This is a genomic window from Eubacterium xylanophilum ATCC 35991 (genome assembly GCF_000518685.1).
Classification (GTDB): Bacteria; Bacillota; Clostridia; order Lachnospirales; family Lachnospiraceae; genus Eubacterium_F; species Eubacterium_F xylanophilum.
In genome coordinates this window covers 28857-51371 of record NZ_JAEB01000017.1, presented here as the reverse complement: position 1 = coordinate 51371, position 22515 = coordinate 28857, and the positions used below count along the sequence as shown (strand labels likewise).

The window sequence follows — 22515 nt, the reverse complement described above, 5'->3', positions numbered from 1 at the left end:
CAGTTTATCATCTAAAAGATGTACGTCCTTATACTAAAGAATAGCCATATATACAACATTTCAATTTCATACCTAACTCAACAACTCATTTACGTGATGTTGCAAATCTCCAAGCAAATAATCAAACCTATCTTCAAGTATTTCTTTGATTTCCTTGCAATCTTCTCCCTCAATAGCTTTATTATACTTTGAAATATGTAGAGCAGCACGGGCTTGAGGGCAAAGTTTCTTAGCATACTCAACTAAACTATCATCTGATATTTCTTTATTTGAATCTCTTGTAATTAATACAAAGTTCATTGGTGAGTTACAGATATGTTTACGATTCTTTCTCAACTCACTTGTTGATTCTCCAATTTTCTTTACTGTTCCCAAAGGAATAATATGATGTGCCTCCAATGTATCAGATTCCTTACAAAAAACGCTAATTTTCTTGCTCGGATCAAACATATCCTCATAAGTCTTTGATAAGTAATACTGACATACAAAGCTCCGTATAATATCTTTAGGATATCTCTCGTCTGCAACCTTTTCCATCAAAATAAACTCTTTGTCTGAGAAATTCTGGCCTCTCAATATTAAATCAGATATTGATGATATCCACTTCAAATCAATTTCTTTTCTAAACGTTCTTATGATGTTTTGAAGATTTGTTATCATCTTTGTATTTTGATCTTTATCATATTCGCCAGAAAATAACACTGACCAATACCAAGCCTCAAGCTTATCATGTGTTTTATGGTCATCATACCAACTATCAACTAAAAAAACAGATGCTACCAAGACAATTATCAAGGAATAGTTTATCTCAGTAATGCTTCTTATACCACATCTAACCTGAAAAAAGAACAACGCTCTATCTATAGCATCACATATTTTTTCACAATACTTATCTATATCTTCGGGTTCAATCGCCAATATCTCATCCCTTTTTATGTTATCTATTTTATAAAGGCTAGGATTTGTGTCCTTATTATGACAGTACAACGAGAGAACATCTAAAAAAACGTCAATATATTTAGATGCTATTTCATTCTTACTTTCAATATAACAATTTGTGTTTAGAGACGCGTTGTATGTTTTATTAATTATCATCTGCGATAATTCTGTCTTTTTTATACATTCTGGGACTACATCTAATTCGTATACCTTATCCCTTTTTATATTATTAATTATTCTTTGATAAAAATTCTCTGTACTTACTTTAGCAACTCGAGCCATTATTAAATCAAATGTATTCAAGCTCACTCCGCCTCTATTTAAATTCTCATATATGTCAATTGCTCTTGCTCTTTGATCTGCACTAACCACAATCCTATTTAATGCCATATCTTCTACACACGCTTTCAAAAATGCATCTATACTCATCCTCCACAAATTTTTTTTATTATCCATATAATCACTAAATAATCCCAAATTGTTTTTAATCTCTTCCTTATCCACTTCGTCAGTTACTAGTTCACTAACAAAATTAATCTTTCTAGCGTCATCTGGCAACCCCTCGAAATAATTGATAATCTCATCATATATTGATTTTGATATTTTTTGGATAATAGCCTCATACCTAAGCATCGCTTGATCTTGATTACCACACTCTGAAGGTGCAAGTAAAAAAAGAGGAATTAGATATCCATTATCATAGTTCAAACAAAAATTATCTAAATCAACAGACAAATTACTTTTAGGGTTATATGGTGTTTGATCGTCCACTTTAAATCCAAGACACTCCACAAATGGATATACCTCTCCTGAAAGAAAATCTGGATCTTTCTTACTCTTGTATTTGAATTGCATGTATTGCACACCAAATAAATCTTTCTCATCTCTACAACGTGTCCATTTAGGTATTCTCAAAAAGAATCTTCTTTTTAAAGAAGGCGAGTTTAGTTCAGATACTTTGGGACACAACTCGTGAATTATGCTTGAGAAGACGTTACTGAGCACTGTTATTCTTTGTTGTCCATCAAGTAAAAACTCAACTTCTCCTTGAATTTCAGAGACATCCAAACTATTTCTGCAGCCAATAATTTTTGTGGCATATTCATCCGGTTTGGACTTCAGCAATAAAACACTCCCAATTGGCATACGAGCCAATACGGACGCTACTAGTTTACATTGTTGTTCTTCTGACTTCCATACAAATTCTCTTTGAAAATCAGGTAAAACAATCCTTTTCTGACTAATTTTGTTAATAATTTCACAAAAATCTGAGCGGTTCATATCTTCCATATCCTAAGCCTCCTAAAAAGCAATTCGCACGTTATCATTTCATCAATCATTACACTACTTAAATCTCTTCTATTATTGGATTACTTATCAGCGAAACCATATTCGCAATCCTATAATCAGAATAATCTTCATCAATATCCGGAGTTCTAAGCACCAATTTTTCATACAAAAATTCGATCCCTCCCCTAGCATATGAATTAAACAATTCCATGTTTTCCTTGTACGTTTTTTCATCCTCTGGAATTCTAAAAGCACTCTCTAGTTTTTCTTCAAAACTTAGATTCCGTGAATCGTCAAGTATTAACACCATTCTCATAATTGGCAATAAAGTCTGATAGTTATTATTCAGCTGCTGCATCTGTACAGTTCTTTTGTTATCAGTATCATCTTTCACTTCCGGGCTTCTTTTCTTTAATTTCAGCCCTATAATTGCTGCCACAGCATATAAATCAACTAACCTAGCAAAATATGATTCTTGTATTTTATTTTTAGTCCAAAGCTTATCAACATAATCCTTATGTTTCCCCCAAAAAAACACTTCATCGACTTTAAAATATTCATATGTTTTATATTCTTTCTTTTTAGTCATCTTTTTCCTCCTACTCATGCTCTAATGATGAACTATTTGATGTTTCATCTTTACAAACTCGATAACAATATTCCGGCAATGTAAATTGATCTAGACCAGACGGTTCCCAATCTTTATCAAGCATAAATATAATAACCTGCTCTGCAAATTGAGGTAATCTGCTTGAAATTAGACTAGTATTTTCTCCACTCAAAGCAGAAAAAGGTCCATCTAGAACTAGCGGCAAACCTAATATTGCGTTTTCCATACCATAGTCTTCGTCTTCCTTTTCAGCTTCTCTATATTTATTGGCTAATTCAAGAATCGATACGATAAACACAAAATTAATAGCAATAGTCTCTCCATTTGAAAGGTATAATTCTTCACAATCCTCAATTCCATTTAATTCCTTGTAATATACATGTACTTTATAATCCTCACCTAGCTTTGCATATTTTTCATGATCGTTAAACATTCTTTGAAAGTTTTCTTCAATAATGTCATTCAAATCATTTAATGTATCATTTTTTCTTTTATTCACTCTAATACTTGCATTCTTATATAATGCATCTAAATACTCTAAACATCTATAAACCTGAGCATTGCGTTTGTCATGTATCGCTAATGCATCCAATTGCTTTTCTTTTGATTCTTTGCTCTCTATTGCGTTTTTTTTCTTTAATTCCATATTCACTTTATTGTTTCTGAGCGTATTCAATCTAATACTAGCCTGTTTATTCTGTTCCCTCACAGGACCTAAATTAGTTTTCCTATCCATCGTTTTTTCAAGTCTTGCCTTATCAGCCTCTTTTTCATCTATCGTGTCCTGTGCCATATCAAATAATTCCGCTTTTTTCTCAATCTCTTCAATATAATCAGATGTAATACTCCTCCAATTTAGAAGGTTCTCTTTTAACTTTCCAGCAGCCCCACCAAGCATCTCTGGAGGCACTTGTTTTCTCAGCCGGATCATATGATCATACTCTTTCGAATCCGGCTCTATTCTTGTTCCACATAAACATTCTTGATGCTCAATCAAATAATCAATTGTATCAACAGTAACACCAGGAATATCTCTCCCCTCCAAATCAACCCTAGATAGCAATTCTTCATAATCTTCTAAAAGCGAAGCCGCAAAAAACTGGGCAGATTTTGATAAAATCTTTACCATTTCTGCATAATTCTCATTTTTCACCTTTTCGAATCGATTTATATCTGATTCTAGATTTCTATATTCTTTCTGATCATCCTCTATTTTTCTATTATCATTGAGAGTTTTTTGAGTAGAGGAAATAATGCGTTCTTCCGTTTCAATTGACTCATCCGCTTTTTCAATCTTTTCCTCATATTCGGCGATATCATCATTAAGGCTCTTTATCTCTCTTTCTAACCTTGAGTACTCACCAGAAACCCCTTTAAGATTTCCACGAAAATTCTTTTCAACGCTAATTCTTCCATCTCGTAAATGATTCATCATTTCAATAAGACCACTAACGCCTAATATTGTATATATTGAGTCTTTTATATCATTTGTTTTACTCTTTAAATCATTCCACCTTTCTCCATCAAAGAAGAAATAATTCGAAAGACTCTGTGGAAACATATTGTCAATCGCATCTTGAACGCACCCATTGGAATATTTTTTTGTATGTTTCTTTCCATCTATTTCTACTTGTACAGTCTTCCCACAATTTGGAATCACGTCCCCCCAAACCCCATTACTATCTTTTACTTGCATTGTTAAATCTACATTACCTATTTGTTTCACGGAAATATCTGATGAATCGCTGTTCTTTCTTATATAGTTGGCCGTTCTAACAAATTTGATTTCTTGTTCCTCATTTATTACAACTATTTCTACAAAAACTTTCTCCATTACCGATTTATTCATCGAAGCCGCTACTTCATTATTAAGTAATACAATATCTTTCTTTTTCCCATAATTTGTATCATTAAGGTTCTCATATAACCCCCACCTAAAAGCTTGCGCTAAAGTTGTCTTACCAAAAGTATTGTCCCCCAACACTACTGTAACATTCTTTTCATCATCAGTAGAGAACATTAACTCGTTATCACCTTTATAACGCATAAAATTGTGCAATTTGATACTTCTAATTTTCATCGTTTCTAATCTCCTCTCTGACTTTTCTATCAATAAAATCACCGATAATTTTAACCATTCTCTTATTATCATTCTTTTGTGTCTTTATATTTTCATCTTCAGCCTTTCTTATAGAATGAAACATAATTCTAAGCAAGTCCTTATCAATTTTATTATTCTCCATAGTATTCCTCCATTTTTTCTATTTCATTTTCTGCATCAAAATAACTATCATATGATTCCATTATCTGATTAACCAATAAGTCTGTATTTTGAGGATTATCTGCAAGACGACCAAACTCTAACATTCTCGCAACTTCCCCAATTATAATCGTTCTGTCTTCGTCAAAGTCACTTGGTATTACATCATCAAGTTCCCGAGGAAGCGTTATAAAATCATATATAACAGCCTTATTTTTATTATTACTTTTCCTTAATAATCTTCCTCTTCTTTGTACAAATTCTTTGGGATTTCTCGAGCTACTCATAATAAAAGCTGTTTTAATCCCAGGAATATTTACACCTTCATCAAGGCATTTTATAGCAGTTATTACCTGATACTGGCCCTGAGCAAAATATTTTTTTATATTCTCTCTATCCTTCAAGTTTTCTTCTGCTGTAAAACGCTTGACTGACATACCAAACTCTACTTGAAGCTTTTGGGTTACCAGATCTATTTGTCTAATTGTCGTTCCGCTCTCTTCTTCTTCAATTCCTGTTGCACCACAATACACTAGAATATTATTATCATTTTTATAATCTTCAAATAATTCCATTAACAAAGGAATCTTATTTTCAGCTCCTGCCAATAATCTTGTTCTTTCATATATTACCGGCTTTCCAGCATCAGATATCCTCATTTTCCCATTTTGTATAACAATATACTTTTTTAGTTTTCGTGACAACTCCCTATACTTTCCCAATTCTTGCTCTGATAGCGCAATTGGAATAGGATAATATTCATAATGAACAAGCTTTCCGTCTTTTATAGCTTGTTCTAATGAATATTCAACACATTTCTCCCCAAAAAACTCTACAATCTTATTTGTACCACTCTTATCCATATACCTGTTAATAGTTGCAGATAACGCGATTCTATTAACTATATTCCAAGGCATAACACTAATCATCTGATTAGATCCAAAGTTATGCGCCTCATCAACAATTATCAACACAGGCTTTTCTTTATCAAACCGAGTAATAAAGTTTTGCATTTCATCACCAGAAAAAGTGTCATTAGTTGTTATACATACGAAAGGTGAATTGTCACGTTTGAACCTTTTATACGCCTTTCGCATTTCAAGCTTCCAATCGCATGACGCCTTTGAGTGAGCAATAATTATTGGTACACGGCACCAATTCACAACATCTTCTTCCCATTGACTCACTAAATGTATGTACGGACAAACTATTATAACCGCTATTCTCTCATTATATCGCCTCGAAAATTCCACTGTTGCTGCTAAAGCCGTATATGTCTTTCCGGAACCGGTACACATATCAAAAATACCTTGATAATCATTTTTTATCCATTTTTTCACAGCCAGTTCTTGGTACTTATGTAATTCCACACCATCTGGTTTAAAAAACTTAGGTGGTTTTACTAGTAACTCATCAAATCTAAACTGTTTATTATCAACTTCCCAGTCTATACCTCGGTCTTTTTTATAAATCATCAATTTGTCTACTGCAATTTTAGGGAAATCAACCACGTGTAGTTTAGTTGTCCTATTGTCCCACATGTCGTCAAAATCAGATTCTGCTGTACAAACGGCTTCTATTTGGCTAGCGTCTTTCCAACTACAAAAAGTGTATATAGATTCGAAATTACCTTCCAATCCATTCTGTGATTCATTCGGAGATCCTGCATAACTGATTTTATTTCCATATTCATCAACAAACACGGCCATTTTTTCATGATATAATCTAAATCCGTTTTCGTCCTCCATGAATGCAATTTTTATATCAAGCGTACCTTCAGCAATTAACGTAGCTATCAAATTCAACCTTTCTTCTTCAAAATAATTAACCGGATCACTTATACCTTTAACTATTGCTTTTTCGATAACCTCATCTCTTGTTTTATATCCTAATTGTATCGCTTTAATATCTTCAGCATCAAGATTAGGTGAGCACACTAATTGTATCAAACCACCTTTTTTTGCCATATTAAACAAACCAATAGACAACTGCACTAAGGCAGATGTGCTAAAATAACCAGTTCCTCTCTTATATATCTTACTTTTCGATAAAACGGGAATCAGAAAATCCTTTGGAAAATCGTGAATACCCGAACGGTATCTTATTTTAATATCTAAATCACGAAAACTCAACTCTTCTGCTCACTCCTTCAACAAAGTAGACATATCCCATCTCTTTTTTTAATCTAATCAGTACCTTTGATCATTACTTTATAGCCACATTATTTATCCTACTATTAACTAAACACTTTATATCTCTCTTACAGCTTCAACCAAAACATCTATTTCATATTTAGTATTAAACAAACCTAATCCGATCCTTACAGTTCCTAAAGTGTCCTTATCCTTAATATATTTATGAATATAAGGTGCACAATGATATCCTGTTCTAACTGCAATATCATAATCCTCATCTAGTATCATCCCCACCTCTTCTGATGTATAACCTTCAACATTAAACGAAACTACACCTATATGCTTTTCAACATCATCAGGAAGATACAAAGTAACGCCATCTATATCTCTAAGTTTGTCAACAAGATAATTAGTTAACTCCTTTTCGTGACTATAGTTTCCAGCTTGATCTAATACTCTCAATGCTTCATTCAGCCCAGCTAAAGCAATAATATTTGTACTTCCTGCCTCATATCGATTCGGGCTTTCCTGCGGCATATCAAGATTGGTTGAATTACTACCTGTCCCACCGGCTAAAACACTTTCTAATTCTATACCATTCACATCAATAAACCCTGATGCTCCAAAAGGTCCATACAACGTTTTGTGCCCTGCGAAAACTATAAAATCAGCATTAGATGATTTAGCATCTATTTCAAGCAATCCAAAGGATTGTGATGCATCTAATATGTTAACTGCCCCACATCCGTGAGACATTTCAAAAATCTCCTTTACCGGAAGAATATATCCTGTTACATTACTAACATGAGTACAGCAAACACATTTAGCCGGCTTTCTTGTCATCATATACTTAAACTTATCTAAATCTATATCTAACGACTCTTCTACTAATGGTATTTCTTCAATTTCTATTCCTTTATATTTTCGAAGCACCTCTAGATTTCTCGCAACAGCATTGTGCTCGTAAGGTGATACATATACAACATCGCCCTTTTCGAATCTAATTCCATGAAGAATTATTTGTAGCGAATTAGTTGCCGATGTCGTGATAACGGCCTTTTCGCCATTTACTCCATGCACTAGTTCAAGTAACTTGCTCCTCACATCACTTATTAACTCGGTTGCTTCTCTAGCCACCTTGTATGAGCCTCTTCCTGAATTCACAGCCAAGTTTCTGTTTGCATCATCCATCACTTGATACACGCTATCAGGCTTGGGATATGTAGTTGCAGCATTATCTAAATAAATCATAGTATTCATCTCTCTCGCTTTGTAACTTTATTAATCATTTCTACCAACACAGCTACCTTGGTATTGACATCTAAATCTTCAAAATCTTCAAGATGATCTTCTAGAATACTTTTGAACACAGAACCATCTTCTGTCGGACGATATAGTATTGAATCGATCTCATTACCGTCCGAATCTTCAAATACAATTCTGGACTCCTCGCCATTATTCTCATCTCCTATAGATTCAATCTCTTTCTTTATATCACGAAGCTTTGTGTCATATTCTTCAAACGTTTCATCGTTCCAAACATCGATATATGCTCCAGACACTATCTTCGATAGATTTTGAACAACCTTAGGTTCATTGTAATTATTGATTCCATTAATATAATTCATCATTTCTGTGGACGATGAGCTATGAATACTATGTTTAGCATTATAACTCTGTTTCTCATACCAGTCTTTTAGTGCATGAATCATAGTTTCTTTGCTATCTTTGCTAAAAACTTCACGTGTCCTTTCGATAACATGTTTTTCTAACAAGTTATAATACTTATCTAAACTATTCTTTAATTCTCTCAAGCAATCCACAGTTTTTGAAAAATCGCCTTTACCTATCATGCTCGGCAATTTATCTAACAATAATTCATACGGATTAGTCTCAAAGGCTTGCAAATAATCTCGCAGCTTAGGTAAAAATGCCACTGTTTCTTGATTATCAAACCCTATAATTGGTTTCTTTATATTCTTAGTAACCTGAGGTAATGACCTATACCATCTTTGCATACAGGTAAGGATATTGGTTATTCTATTTCCAGACAGATTAAGTCCATTTTTTACATCAAACAATTCTGAAAGATCAGTCAAATAGTTTTCCTTTTCGTTATCTGACCTGGAAATAAAAATCGAATATTCACGTGATTTTTCTGCCATATCTACAACAGAATTTTCATCAAGCTTTATCTCCTTATCATTATGATATATTATAATATCTTCTGGTCTTTTAGATAGTTTGTACGCTAATATAATTGGGAATACTCCCATCCTCATTCCATATTGCTCACCACAGTATATATCAACGAGTCCAGATAGCTTTTTCTTTTGATCAACACAAGACTCTATGAATTCATCAAACCTTTCCACAATATCTGATTGTGCTGAGTTTTTAGTTGTTCCTGTATTTTCTAAAACCGCCCTGTAAATCGTTGCTTCCGGTGCAGTACCCTTTAAATACTCCTCACACGACTCATGATTCAACAATTTAGCAATAATAGTTTTTCTCGCCTTCTTTATAGGTGATGTTGTAACGAATTGCTTGTTAATCATCTCATTTTTGATTATCAAGGTCTTGCTATACAAACGCTTGCACACAACATCGACAGCCTTTTCAGTCTTTATCTTATTATCGATAATCCATTCTATTCCATTGTAATAGACAACATGTGCTTTAGAACGTGCTCCAAAAGCTCTTGAAATAAACGATAGTATGTCAGCTTTAACATCATCAATCATCAGCTCTAGCTCATTATTCAAAACTTCATTTTCTTTCATAAAGAGTGAATCACTCTTTATACTTTGAAGTGCCTCATAATTAATAATTGATTTAAGAGTTCCTTCCTTAAGGGTAACACTTGCAATAACAAAAACAATATTATGAGTCCTGACTTCCTTAATCTTTTCAAGAACAGTTTCATTATTAATATCACTGTTAGTCCTATATAGATAGACTATCATTCCGTCTTGGTACAATCCATTGTTAAAAATAACACTGACGTCGTTCATACCCATGAACTCAGCAACATCCATATAAACACTTCTAAAATATCTTGTCATACAATAATCATAGTTGTATTGTTTAGGAAATACATATTGCATTTCACTGATATTTTCAAAAATCTCTACAGTATTAGCAGAGTTCTTCCTTCTTACTTTAAGCTCTTTCTTTAATTCAATCCCAGCTCTTGTTTTAAAAGTATAACTTCCGGTTGATGCTTTTTTATATATAATCTTGTTTCGTTCTAGCTGTTCTAATGCCTCACTTGCTTCTAAGGCCATTGAATACTTTGTTAAGACATCCGCCGTAGCAGATAATTCATCCGGGTTATTAATGATATTAATCAACGCAATAAGCTTAAGAATCTTCTTTTGATCCTCATTTTCTGCTTTTTTTAAAGCAAAATCAGCATTAATCCACTCATTGTGAACATACTCATTATCAATATCTTTCTTAAAAATATTTTTGAAATAATCATAAACCACATCAGGCGAAACATACCACTGACCATCTTGTTGATTAGTAATAAATCGTCTTAGACTACTTACTTCATCATTTGAAATAAATGTAAACAAAGTTCTTTCGTTCTGAGCTACTTTTTCGCTTATATTCAACAATGAATAGGTGGCAATCGGCGTCAACGGATAGCACCCTTTATATACAATCCTTTCAAAGTCATCTTCAGTAAAGCTTGAAAATGGAGCCAATCTTGACATATCAATAATTTTATCCTCAGAAAACCATGTCTTTGCAACAGGCAAACTATCAAGCTTATTGGTATCGCAATTAATAGCATTTTGAATAAGCTCGTAACTGTTCTTGGCTGATGTAGTAAAATAAACTTCCGAAATACGACCTTCTATCCCGGTATATGCATTTATAATCTCCTTCGATAAATGATTGCCGTATTCTTTGATAGACTTATGCGCAACCAAAGTAAAGTACATATTGCTCTTATCTGAATCATTAGCCAACTCACATAAATCCTGGATTACTTTCATATTGTTTCCGGCAAGTTCCTTATCTTGACTTTCAATATACTTACTGAATTCGTCAAATATAATGTATACACCCGCATATCCATACTCTTCTTTGAGAGAATCTGTAACGCTTTTATACATGGCAATTACATCACCGCCAACTAATGGGTTAAAATCAGATCCCGATGTAAGTTTAGGATAAATATCTCGAAACATGTCTAATGCATCCTTATCACACTTTTTGAGCATGTTAGCAAAGGATCTAGGGCTCAACTTTTTAATCTTAAGAAACTCTATAAATTGATTATATGTCTCCTTATAGCCCTTTTTCCACTTTTCAATCGAGTCTAAGGCGCAACTATAGTATGTCTCAGGCATTATATCTTGCACACCTTCTCTTTTAAGTGCATCATTAAGTGCAACCATGAATGTTTGATTCAAATCATCCTGACTACCCATTACGATTATTGGCAAATATTTACCATTTTTTCTTACTCTTTCAATAGTTTTAGCTACATTCGAATCTACCTCTTTTATTCTTTTTATCAATGATTTAACAGTGTCATTATTATCCATACTAATTAATGCCATCATTACCAAAAGAAGTATTGATTTTCCCTTTCCATAGGGTCCAATAAGTACTGTTGAATGCCTTACATTCTTATCAATAGCTTCAACATAATCATTTAGGACACTCAAAGAAGAGGAAGTTGGTAAATAACTCTCAATTTTCTCTTCCTTGTTCAAATCCAAATACAGATTAATTGAATTTCTGTAATTCTCATTTATATTAACTATTTCTTTTATACTTTTTACTAAAGCCATCTTTTGACCACCTTATCAATAATGATTCTTTACTATTTCTTCTGTAGACGGAATATTCTCATCATATACAACGTCCAATCCCGCAGTTCTATTTATTCTTATATATTCCTTTGACTCTAATTCATCAAGAAGTTGATTTAACACCATTCTGTTAATATGATAAATATTGTTAATTCCACATTCTCCTGATAGAATCCTATCGATACTTAATGTTTTCTCACCATTAAACATCCTTGATAGCTCATACAAAACCAGCTCACTATTTATATCATTTATACCAACTTGTTGGTTAGCGTATCCCTTCTCATCCCTTTTGATTAGATTTAAATAAGCGAGTGGACATATATTTTTATCTTCTGGGTCATCTTTTCTCTTAATATCTTTAGTGTACATTTTTATGAGGACATCCACCGAATCCTTTAATGATTTATCACTATAACCACTACCCATCAGAGCATCTAGTTCTTTTTTTAGCTCTTGAACTATCTCTTCCTTTGTATAGGAATCTACTTTTATCTTATTAAAAAACAAATACCAAACAATCGCATCGTTTTTGTTGTTAACAAGATTAGAATGAATAACCCACCAGGTAAAAGGATCTTCAAAATACCTATCTTTTTCGTGAAATATCTTGGCGAGTTTACTCAAAACATACTTATTACCATTTCTTTCAATTAATCCACACGCATTCATCCAATATCGGATAGATTTGACCATGTTAGATCCAACTCCAAGCTTATCAGCAGCTTCTATTTTATTAAACTCACTCGCATCTAAATACTTTTCTTCATCAAGGTTTGACTCATTATTTATAAGCAAATCAATACCTTTTTCTAACCATCCATCACGAAAAGCAAACTTTTCATGACCTGAAATTTTGTACTTTGTAGTAGCCATATCAACTTCTCCTAATCGTTAATACTTTTCGCATATAACATCCTGCATTAAAATGAGAAACACACTCTGCGCAGCGTACGCACTTTTCATCATCAATTTTATACTCTATATTACCATTACTGTCTTCGTGAATTGAAATTGCTCCATGTTTGCAAACACTCTCACATGCTTTGCACCCTAGACACATCTGATACTTAGTTAACTGACACTGTATTTTGCCTTCTGCAACAGATAGTGACCTTGCTTTAGCAATGTTAATCTTCTTTATCATAACTTTGAGTTTAGTCTGACCTATTCTTCCTTTAAGAACTAAGACAACCTCCCCCTTTTTATTCATAACATATACTTCACCCAAACGTTTATTACCCAAGTCTTTATTGATATATCCAAAAGGCTTAAACAATTCATATAATTCATCAGTAATAGGACGCTGCAGATCATAATTAAAAGCGTTGTCCTCAGTAGCACAAGGTTCAAATGTCACTATAGACTTTTGAGCTATCTCTAAACCATTTCCTCCTTGTCTCGCCTTCCAAAAGCCTCCATCCACATAATCTTCTGCATCCGGCTTGCCTATACTCTTAGCAAAATCTATTAGCAGATTTCGCCAATTCTCATACTGTTCAGGCATATATACTTTAGATAAGAATTCCGACCACCCTCCATTATTAGGGCAGCACCAACATCCTACTCTAGAATATCCTAGTCTATACGCTTCATTAAAATCTATCTTCTTTGTAAGGATATAAAGCCATACGTCAAAATCTAACCAATCTACAATCGGTAATGCGACTGTCTGTTTTGTAATTTTAGGGCTTTCACTCTCTCTTTCATACTTACTTCTACTTGCAGATTCACTCCTCCTAATCCCTTGAAATGATAATATATTAGTCCTATCCTTAAAAACAGATTCTAATGTTTTAGTAATTGCCCCTGTTTTAAAAACAGTACAACACCACCTCATAACTCTACTTGGAGGTCCAATCTGCTTACACAACTCTTCAAAATTCTTTTCATGATTCTTTGCTCTTACAATATTGAATATTCCTCTATGTTCTTTGGCATACCTCTTCCTATATTCGTATGTAAGTGGGAACTCAAGCGTAGTATCTCCAAATATTCTCACAACATTCTTTCCCGGAAACGAATCCTCAACTAAACTTGACACTACCGTTGAATCCTTACCACCACTAAAGGACACAAACATATCCTCATAGGTATATTTATCCGTATATCCTTGTATGTAACTAATTGCTTCAGTTGTTATTTCATCATATCGTTGAGAGTTAGCATCTATAAACTTATTGATAATACTTTCGAACTTGCTGTAATCAAGTTTCCCAGAATACTCTTCTACTCTCTCTCTAACCTTCGCTACATCTTCTAAAAACATACTATTATAATCTTTGATTGAAACCTTAATCTTATCTCCATCAACAATGTAATAGTTAGCAGTGTTCCATACAGAACAATCCTCAAAGCATAGTGGATTATCCTTTTTTAACAATACAGCGAGCAACAATTTTTCTTCAGGGAACACTGGCCTAATATCAGTAGCAATATACGAAGCATCCTTACCGCATATATTACACTTTGGATAAAAAATAGGCACTCCACATTCCTCACACCAATACACAGACGAAGACATAACAGGAGCCACAGTACATTGCACCTTTTTCCCTGTGTCTGGATCAATATCAAACTCAGTGCATACGCCATTTCTTGTTATGCAATTATGTTTTGGACATTTATATTCTATCATATTACTATTTCTTTCTAAAATTCTTATTATTTAATAGATGCCTTAAACATCTCTCTCATCCTATCAACCGCACTCTCCGGCGCCACAACCTTAACTTCTCCCCCCAGCGCAATCACCCACGCCAGGAACTTATCACTCATCACAACATCTACATCCACCCTGAACTTCTCTTTATCAACCAGTTTGATATCAATATTCCTGCCAAACCTATCGATGATAACATTCGCCATATCATTACTGCACTCCAAGGTTACTGTAACCTCATCTCCACCAAACATTCCAAAGTGTTTCTGTGTGTAAGTGCTTTTGTTGATTTTTTCGAAGGCTTTTACACCTTTACGCTTCTTGTCTGTCAGGGAGACATTAAGCATCTTGTCTACGCGGTAGTGCTTAATTTTTCTATCGTTGAAATCATAAGCAACCATGTAGTACTTATCATTATCCCAGAACAAAGCCCATGGGCTTACTTCATAGTATGCACCATCATGTCTCAGTTCCATTTCTTTTTTCACATTCCAAGAGAAGTATTGGAACATAATCATCTTATTATCATTGATAGCTGTATGAATCACATCTGTTGTGTCATAGATGCTATCATTCATGTTTTTGATTCGATCTGCCACATAGACCTGGCGTTTTAGGAGTGACGCATCATAGTTATCATTTGCTTTTGCAAGCTTACTGATTAAGGCTTCTGTTTTCTTTGTAGTTAGAAACCTTGATGCCTGCACTGCATCGATAAGAAGCTTTAGCTCTGCAAGTTCGAAGCGGCTATTGACCATGTAGTATCTGGTTTGCGGACCATTTCCCACTTTTTTGATGTCGGCACCAAAATTCCTAAGTGCGTCAAAATCCTCATAGAGAACTCGCCTATCGGCTTCAATATTATATTTTTTTAGTTCTTCCTGAATCATTGCAAGAGACAGCCCGTGCTCCTTGTCCGTCTTCTCTCTCATGATTTTGTAAAGGTACAAGACCTTTACCTTTTGATTTGCTCGTTTTGCCACCAAATACCTCCGCATATACTACATATCTGCATATATGTGTGCTTCGCCACCCAAGACTTTTGCCTTAGTTAATTCCTCCTCATATCCATTTGCTCCCATCAAAGCGCTCCAAACGTCTATTGACACCAGCAAATATCTTCCAAGTCCGTGCTTTTCTACACTAGGCTTTTCCTACCGAAAATCGCTTGGATTTGTATAGAAAAATCCTAACTTATATTATATCACAACACCCACGCCAAAAAAAGATATTTTTCAAGAATCTCTGTCGGTTTTAACAGACACATAAAGCCAAAAGTGCAATGTGCAAATATGTTATTACAATTCAACCCATCTACGCCCAACTCTGTTTGGGCGAGTGATTTTACAACTCGAGGATATTCATAACTAATGCGACCATAATATCCTTTTCATCTGGTCGAGATTCAGCAATCATAAGAGTTAATGCTACAAGTGCACCATCACTATATGGATAATCCTTTATCATGAAATACAATAGATTGGCTGCTTTCTCTTCCAAAGATGGATAAGCATCCCTACAAATCTTTCTACATAATTTCTCGTCAATTTCATTCTCATTCTGCTTATATCTACTTTTTAAAACATTTAGCACTGATTTCTTCAATGCTGTTGAGATAATCCTTCTCTACATCACTAAGAGTTTTTTGTTTATACTTTTTATACTCATTCTCAGCTTTTTGCATTGCCTGTGCATGTGAAATTGTTCCATTACCAACCAGCAACTGCTCGCCTGTTGATGTTAATATACCATCCAAATGTTTAGACCAATCAGACATTGTCATTGGTATCTCCCTTTCGGCCTGACGTTCTGCAAAATCCAAATACCCTGAAACTAGTTGCCCCATAGCACGCAGCTCTTTTTCAGCGTCTGCCCTGCTATAAATTACTTCTGCTGCAGTCTCACCTGAAACTGCATAATGAATCTTGTTCTGAACCTTTTTAAAGAATATTATGGATTCTTCAACTTTAGGGTCATAGTCGATACTGGTTGCATATATCTCCAAGACTTGTCGATAGAATACTTTTTCAGAAGCACGAATATCTCTAATTCTTTCAAGCAACTCCTTAAAGTATCCACCACCCCCAAGATTCTTTAGACGTTCATCATCCATTACAAAACCCTTTTTGAGATATTCCTTAAGAATCGAACTTGCCCATATTCTAAATTGAACACCCCTTTGTGATTTCACCCTATACCCAACAGATATAATCATATCCAAATTATAATAATTGGTTGGTTTGGTAGAAAATTCGGAATTTCCGAATTTTCTCAATGTGTTCTCACGCATCAATTCCCCATCAGCATAGATATTTTGAATATGCTCATTGATTGTAGATTTAGCTTTTTGAAATAATTCTGACATTTGCTCCTGAGTCAGCCATACTGTATCCTCTTCAAGCCTAACATCCACTTTGCATTTACCATCTTCTGTGTTATAAATTATTATTTCTGATTTGTTGTTCTCATTACTCATTTTCACAATATCTCCGCTAATAATTGTTGTTCTTCATTACCCCTACAAATCTCAATTTGTTATAGATTTGCATTCTCCTTCTATAAGTTTAAGAGTTTCCCCAACTCTCTCATCTTCTCCACAGCCCCTTCAGGCGCCACAACCTTAACTTCTCCCCCCATCGCTATCACCCACGCCAGGAACTTATCACTCATCACAACATCTACATCCACTCTGAACTTTTCATCATCAATCAGCTTAATATCAATGTTCCTACCAAACCTATCAATGATGACATTAGCCATATCATTATTACATTCCAAAGTTACTGTAACTTCTTCACCACCGAACATTCCAAAGTGTTTCTGTGTGTAAGTGCTTTTGTTAAGTTTTTCAAAGGCTTTTACACCTTTTCGTTTCTTGTCTGTCAATGAAACGTTAAGCATCTTATCTACGCGGTAGTGCTTGATTTTTCTATCATTGAAATCATATGCAACCATGTAGTACTTATCATTATCCCAGAACAAAGCCCAAGGGCTTACTTCATAGTAAGCGCCATCGTGTCTTAGTTCCATTTCTTTCTTTACATTCCAAGAGAAGTATTGGAATGTAATCATCTTATTATCATTGATAGCTGTATGAATCACATCCGTTGTGTCATATATGCTATCATTCATGTTTTTGATTCGATCTGCCACATAGACCTGGCGTTTTAGGAGTGACGCATCATAGTTGTCATTAGCTTTTGCGAGCTTACTGATTAGGGCTTCTGTTTTCTTAGTGGTTAGAAACCTTGATGCCTGCACTGCATCGATAAGAAGTTTCAGCTCTGCAAGTTCGAAGCGGCTATTGACCATGTAGTATCTGGTTTGCGGACCATTTCCCACTTTTTTGATGTCAGCGCCAAAATCCCTAAGTGCATCAAAATCCTCATAGAGAACTCGCCTATCGGCTTCAATATTATATTTTTTTAGTTCTTCCTGAATCATTGCAAGAGACAGGCCGTGTTCCTTATCCGTCTTCTCTCTCATGATTTTGTAAAGGTACAAGACCTTTACCTTTTGATTTGCTCGTTTCGCCACCAAATACCTCCGCATATACTACAAATCTGCATATATGTGTGCTTCGCCACCCAAGACTTTTGCCTTAGTTAATTCCTCCTTATGTCCATTTGCTCCTATCAAAGCGCTCCAAACGTCTATTGACACCAGCAAATATCTTCCAAGTCCGTGTTTTTCTACACTAGGCTTTTATCAACGAAAAACGCCTAGTTTTGTATAGAAAAATCCTAATTTATATTATATCACAACACCCACGCCAAAAAAAGACATTTTCCAAGAATCTCTGTCGGTTTTAACAGACACAGAAAGCTAAAAGTGCAATGTGCAAATATGTTATTACAATTCAACTCATCTACACCCAACTCTGTTTGGGCGAGTGATTTTACAACTCGAGGATATTCATAACTAGTGCAACCATCAATGATATACTTTCTCAAGACCGAATTAGCCCAGCGTCTGAAGGCAATGCCTCGCTTTGAGTTGACACGATATCCTACAGACTTTGGTTTACGACCTCCGGAACTTTTGTCGGAAAAACCGACAGAAGTTTCATCCAAATTTGTATATCTACCGTTTTCTGCAAGGCTTCCAACCATTTTTCATTTATAGCGTAACCATCAATGATGTACTTTCTCAAGACCGAATTAGCCCAGCGTCTGAAGGCAATGCCTCGCTTTGAGTTGACACGATATCCTACAGACTTTGGTTTACGACCTCCGGAACATTTATCGAAAAAACCGATAGAAGTTTCATCCAATTCCCCTGATGAAAGAATATTATTAATATGTTCACTGACAGTAGCGTGAGAGACTTCAAACAATTTCTCCATTTGTTTCTGTTTCAACCACTTTGGAAACCCATATTGCTGGTCTTACACAATGTCCACAAGCGTAAATTTCCGTTCCAATTAGGTTGCAACCCTATACTCGAAATTTTCCAAAGACTTTAAAATGTTTCTATTATAACATAGTGCGATATCGTTCCATTTATCCCCGACACCAGTACTTCCTAGTTCTCCCATATCCATCATATCTCCAACCTCATCTGCATATCCAGCCAGCTTTTCTGCTCCGCCTCATGGATCACATCCCCCGGCTGACTATTTCCAATTAGAAACGGAGAATTCGGATCGTGCATCTTCATGTTCCTCTTCACAAGTACCGCACTCGTATTAGCATAACAGTACCTGCAAAGATGTCCACAGGTATCATATGCTCCGATATCTGTGCCTAGGAGGCAAGCACATTCATTATTCCTCTGATTCTGACTTCGCCTTGGAACATCCAGCCTTTCATGGAGTGCGGTCTCAAAAGTCTTTACTGTCATGCATCCGGAGCAATCTGCACCATATGGTGCAAGATCATCTCCCTCAGCACATGGTCTAATAGTCATATCATGCTGTTTGGCAATCTCGATAAAGGCTTTCCCGATTGTCACTCTGTCCTTCTTAAAAACCTCCCTGGCATCCGGGAAGTTCCTCTCCACCTTCTTATAGATATCGATGAAGCTGATCACACATGTCTTCGTATATCCTGAAAGTATTCCAGCCATCTGCTCAAACTGTCCTATATGCCATTCCACGGAATATTTTGCATCCACAAAAATCGGATCATATCTCCAACCGACACAGTCTTCACTGACGGTATCAGAAAGTCTCTTAAAATCTTCCATCACTTTCTGCTTATCTGGCACGTTAGGCTCGATATCTTTTCCATATGGCGTAATGGTAACGAACCAGTATTGTCCGTAAGGCTTTAATACATCCATATGTGGCAACATCGGTGCCGGATTCTTCGTACAAAATGCAATCAGATCCACAACCTCTGGGGACAGGCTGTACCTAGTCACCTGAGACGGGTTGTAGGGATTACGCACTAGAACAAAACCTTCTTTTATTCTGTTTATCAGCCATTTATGGTAAAACGCCGGTATGTCCGTGCGCATTCCTGTATTTATAATCATGAAATCACTTCCTTATATTCCTGACCATCTCTTCGTTCTCATAGTTTTCATCAGAATGGCTCACTACACTGAAGCAGACCATATGTCCACCTATACTTCAAAGTTACTTCAAAGTCAACTTCAAAGTCACTTCAAAGTCAACTTCAAAGTCACTTCAAAGTCACTTCAACAATACTTCATTTTGATTTGAAGTATGGAAAAAACTTCTCTATCAGCTTTATCCAATTGAATAATCTTCTTCACTACGCACAAACCTCCCTTATAGTCTGATATATCCAAGAAGTAGTTGTTTTGGCCTCTTCTAAGATTATACCCTTATCAGCATCAGACAAATTACTAGACAGTCTATCAATATCTTCTTTCTGTATCTTGCCTTTACCAATATATTTTATTGCCTGAATAACAGAAATGGTTAAATAGCTCCTTCCGGAGATTTCTTTATTCGCGCAGTGTTTGAATTCTATCTCATGTAACTCAATCTCATATTTTCTATAAGGCCCGTCACTAATATAGCACCATGAATTAGGTACTTGCGTAGACATGTGCAAAAAATTTAAAGCAGTTTCTCCTGCTGGAGCTATCGTCCAATTATATTTACGAGCCAAAGCTTCCGCCAACTTACCTATATCAGGAGAACTATATTCATCCAACAGATTACTATAAACTGGCTTATAGTATAATCCCTGCATTATTCTTCGAATTGTTCCCAATTCATTAAGTCTTGATAATGCCTTATTTGTCGGATCTGTGCCTGCTATCTCTATAAAATCAACTGCTGAAAAAACATATCCTGCTTCAAAACTTTCTATCTTATCTTGAATTTCTCTTTGATACTTTTCCCTCATACTAACTAACATCTCCTTTCGTCAGATATATTATATAATTTTTCTGACGGAAAATCAAGAAAAAAGCCAATGAATATATATCTCCATTGACTTTATAATAATATCATTAATAATTGTCGCTTCCGTATTCATCCAGTTCTCCATCCCCATCAGGACTATCTCTCCAAGTTGTTCCATTAGAATATGTAGATTTTTTCGAATCAGTTGTCTTTTCGCCTTGATTATCTTGAACAACTACCCCACTATCAATTAATATCTTCTCAAATCTTCTACGGTATTTTTCTGTCAAATTATCTTCTAATTTAATATCCTGACCTGTAACAACTTTAAATTTCTTTGTTAATATATCACCTATAAAATCATAATCTTTTGGTATTTCAACTGATGGACTCTCTTTCTCACTTACGTGATCTAAATGAATAACGTTACCAGCAAACTTAAATTTGTCAGAATTTCTTTTGTAATACTCAAGTGCTCCATCACACAACAAACCACATATATGAGAAACATTAACTAGCAACACTCTAAACTTTACAAGAGGCTCAGTTCCTAATCCAACATCCAATGACATTTCAGGGATCATCGGACCATCTCCTACTGTAGTAATAAGCATATCTACTTTGTTCACATCCTCCTTCATCTTATTTACATCCACATTGAGAGAACCCTGATGGAGATATAAATTCCTCAGATTATAAACCATTTCTCCACTCAGATATGGAGGCTGATTAAATGAATCATATATAAGTTGATTAGGAGCTGTCAAGTTGTCGCCAATATACTTATCATACCAACTAATATATCTTTCAGACACATTCTTTTTATTAGGGTATTCAGCCACTCCGCATACATCTGGCAAAGTCAAAGCTAATGCCAATGCTGAATAATACGATTTATTCTCCAACGCATTTCTTATATCTTTTACATATTTCTCAATCATTAACATCCACTCCTCCTCAGATTTTGTAAACAATTCTATTAATATAATCTTATCATAGTTAGTTCTGTATGAGAAGATTTTTGACACTCACCTCAACCTACGCTCTTCTCCCCATCTTCTTCCTCAACTGATATATCTCCATCGCCCTCTCCCTTCTCAAATCTCATTGGTCCACTGGACCAATAGCTTCTATGTCTTGTTATCAAATTTAAAAAACCACAAACCTTTTTATAGACTTGTGGTAAATTGTGTCCCTTAGGTGTTGGTAGCACTTAAGTTTTTTTATTAATCATCTACCCATTCCATATCTTTTTCTGCTTCCCAAAATGTTTTTCCATCATATAGAGGGGTCTTAAGATATTCATTTCGACATTCAAGAATATTGCTAGCTTTATATTGCCATATAGTTTTAGGAGTTGGCTCCCATTCTTGCAAATCTAGATAAACCATACCATCCTTATTCCACCCTTGTATACAATATTTTTTTTGATTATATATATGAATTGCCTCTTGCATCGAATATA

Annotated in this window: 20 protein-coding genes; all 20 read right to left on the bottom strand. The window is 34.9% G+C overall.

The window, feature by feature from the left end:
* Positions 1-72: 72 nt before the first annotated feature.
* On the bottom strand, positions 73-2229 hold the full coding sequence (locus tag L877_RS0105265; RefSeq protein WP_026835197.1) for a DUF262 domain-containing protein: 2157 nt from the start codon (positions 2227-2229) through the stop codon (positions 73-75).
* A 58-nt stretch (positions 2230-2287) separates the two neighbouring features.
* The gene (locus L877_RS0105260; protein ID WP_026835196.1) at positions 2288-2818 is read right to left on the bottom strand and encodes a hypothetical protein; all 531 of its coding nucleotides are present in this window, start codon (positions 2816-2818) and stop codon (positions 2288-2290) included.
* 10 nt (positions 2819-2828) lie between these two features.
* A complete protein-coding gene (locus tag L877_RS0105255) occupies positions 2829-4919 on the bottom strand; it encodes an AAA family ATPase (protein ID WP_026835195.1) in 2091 nt (696 codons plus the stop codon).
* Positions 4909-5082, bottom strand: coding sequence for a hypothetical protein (locus L877_RS14080; RefSeq protein WP_156922989.1), 174 nt, complete (start codon positions 5080-5082; stop codon positions 4909-4911). The genes L877_RS0105255 and L877_RS14080 overlap by 11 nt, the downstream gene beginning before the upstream one ends.
* A complete protein-coding gene (locus L877_RS0105245) occupies positions 5072-7231 on the bottom strand; it encodes a DEAD/DEAH box helicase family protein (RefSeq protein WP_026835194.1) in 2160 nt (719 codons plus the stop codon). The genes L877_RS14080 and L877_RS0105245 overlap by 11 nt, the downstream gene beginning before the upstream one ends.
* A 117-nt stretch (positions 7232-7348) precedes the next feature.
* Complete coding sequence (locus tag L877_RS0105240; RefSeq protein ID WP_026835193.1) at positions 7349-8485, bottom strand: aminotransferase class V-fold PLP-dependent enzyme; 1137 nt, start codon at positions 8483-8485, stop codon at positions 7349-7351.
* Positions 8486-8490: 5 nt separating this feature from the next.
* Positions 8491-12045: a hypothetical protein gene (locus L877_RS0105235; protein WP_026835192.1), complete on the bottom strand. Its 3555-nt coding sequence runs from the start codon at positions 12043-12045 to the stop codon at positions 8491-8493.
* 15 nt (positions 12046-12060) lie between these two features.
* On the bottom strand, positions 12061-12942 hold the full coding sequence (locus L877_RS0105230; protein ID WP_026835191.1) for a DUF4007 family protein: 882 nt from the start codon (positions 12940-12942) through the stop codon (positions 12061-12063).
* Position 12943: 1 nt separating this feature from the next.
* Positions 12944-14704, bottom strand: a complete 1761-nt coding sequence (locus L877_RS0105225) for a phosphoadenosine phosphosulfate reductase domain-containing protein (protein ID WP_026835190.1) — start codon at positions 14702-14704, stop codon at positions 12944-12946.
* Between the two features lie 26 nt (positions 14705-14730).
* Positions 14731-15711, bottom strand: coding sequence for a helix-turn-helix transcriptional regulator (locus L877_RS0105220; RefSeq protein ID WP_026835189.1), 981 nt, complete (start codon positions 15709-15711; stop codon positions 14731-14733).
* A gap of 361 nt (positions 15712-16072) precedes the next feature.
* Positions 16073-16321 (bottom strand): hypothetical protein, encoded by a 249-nt coding sequence (locus tag L877_RS12250; protein WP_034785130.1) that lies wholly within the window; start codon positions 16319-16321, stop codon positions 16073-16075.
* A complete protein-coding gene (gene rhuM / locus L877_RS0105205) occupies positions 16299-17204 on the bottom strand; it encodes a RhuM family protein (RefSeq protein WP_084554782.1) in 906 nt (301 codons plus the stop codon). The genes L877_RS12250 and rhuM (L877_RS0105205) overlap by 23 nt, the downstream gene beginning before the upstream one ends.
* 80 nt (positions 17205-17284) lie before the next feature.
* Positions 17285-18265 (bottom strand): helix-turn-helix transcriptional regulator, encoded by a 981-nt coding sequence (locus L877_RS0105200; protein WP_026835187.1) that lies wholly within the window; start codon positions 18263-18265, stop codon positions 17285-17287.
* A gap of 221 nt (positions 18266-18486) precedes the next feature.
* Positions 18487-18840: a RhuM family protein gene (rhuM, locus tag L877_RS14570; protein ID WP_084554781.1), complete on the bottom strand. Its 354-nt coding sequence runs from the start codon at positions 18838-18840 to the stop codon at positions 18487-18489.
* Positions 18738-19073 carry a RhuM family protein gene (rhuM, locus tag L877_RS12245; protein ID WP_084554780.1) on the bottom strand — a complete coding sequence of 112 codons (336 nt, stop codon included), beginning with the start codon at positions 19071-19073 and terminating at the stop codon, positions 18738-18740. The genes rhuM (L877_RS14570) and rhuM (L877_RS12245) overlap by 103 nt, the downstream gene beginning before the upstream one ends.
* A gap of 78 nt (positions 19074-19151) precedes the next feature.
* Complete coding sequence (locus tag L877_RS14480) at positions 19152-19274, bottom strand: hypothetical protein (protein ID WP_278244181.1); 123 nt, start codon at positions 19272-19274, stop codon at positions 19152-19154.
* Positions 19271-20206, bottom strand: coding sequence for a DUF1848 domain-containing protein (locus L877_RS0105180; RefSeq protein ID WP_026835186.1), 936 nt, complete (start codon positions 20204-20206; stop codon positions 19271-19273). The genes L877_RS14480 and L877_RS0105180 overlap by 4 nt, the downstream gene beginning before the upstream one ends.
* 242 nt (positions 20207-20448) lie before the next feature.
* Positions 20449-21051 carry a DUF6088 family protein gene (locus L877_RS0105175; RefSeq protein ID WP_026835185.1) on the bottom strand — a complete coding sequence of 201 codons (603 nt, stop codon included), beginning with the start codon at positions 21049-21051 and terminating at the stop codon, positions 20449-20451.
* Between the two features lie 106 nt (positions 21052-21157).
* On the bottom strand, positions 21158-22078 hold the full coding sequence (locus L877_RS0105170; RefSeq protein WP_207637233.1) for a hypothetical protein: 921 nt from the start codon (positions 22076-22078) through the stop codon (positions 21158-21160).
* Positions 22079-22276: 198 nt separating this feature from the next.
* The gene (locus L877_RS0105160) at positions 22277-22507 is read right to left on the bottom strand and encodes a hypothetical protein (protein WP_207637232.1); all 231 of its coding nucleotides are present in this window, start codon (positions 22505-22507) and stop codon (positions 22277-22279) included.
* Between the last annotated feature and the right edge of the window lie 8 nt (positions 22508-22515).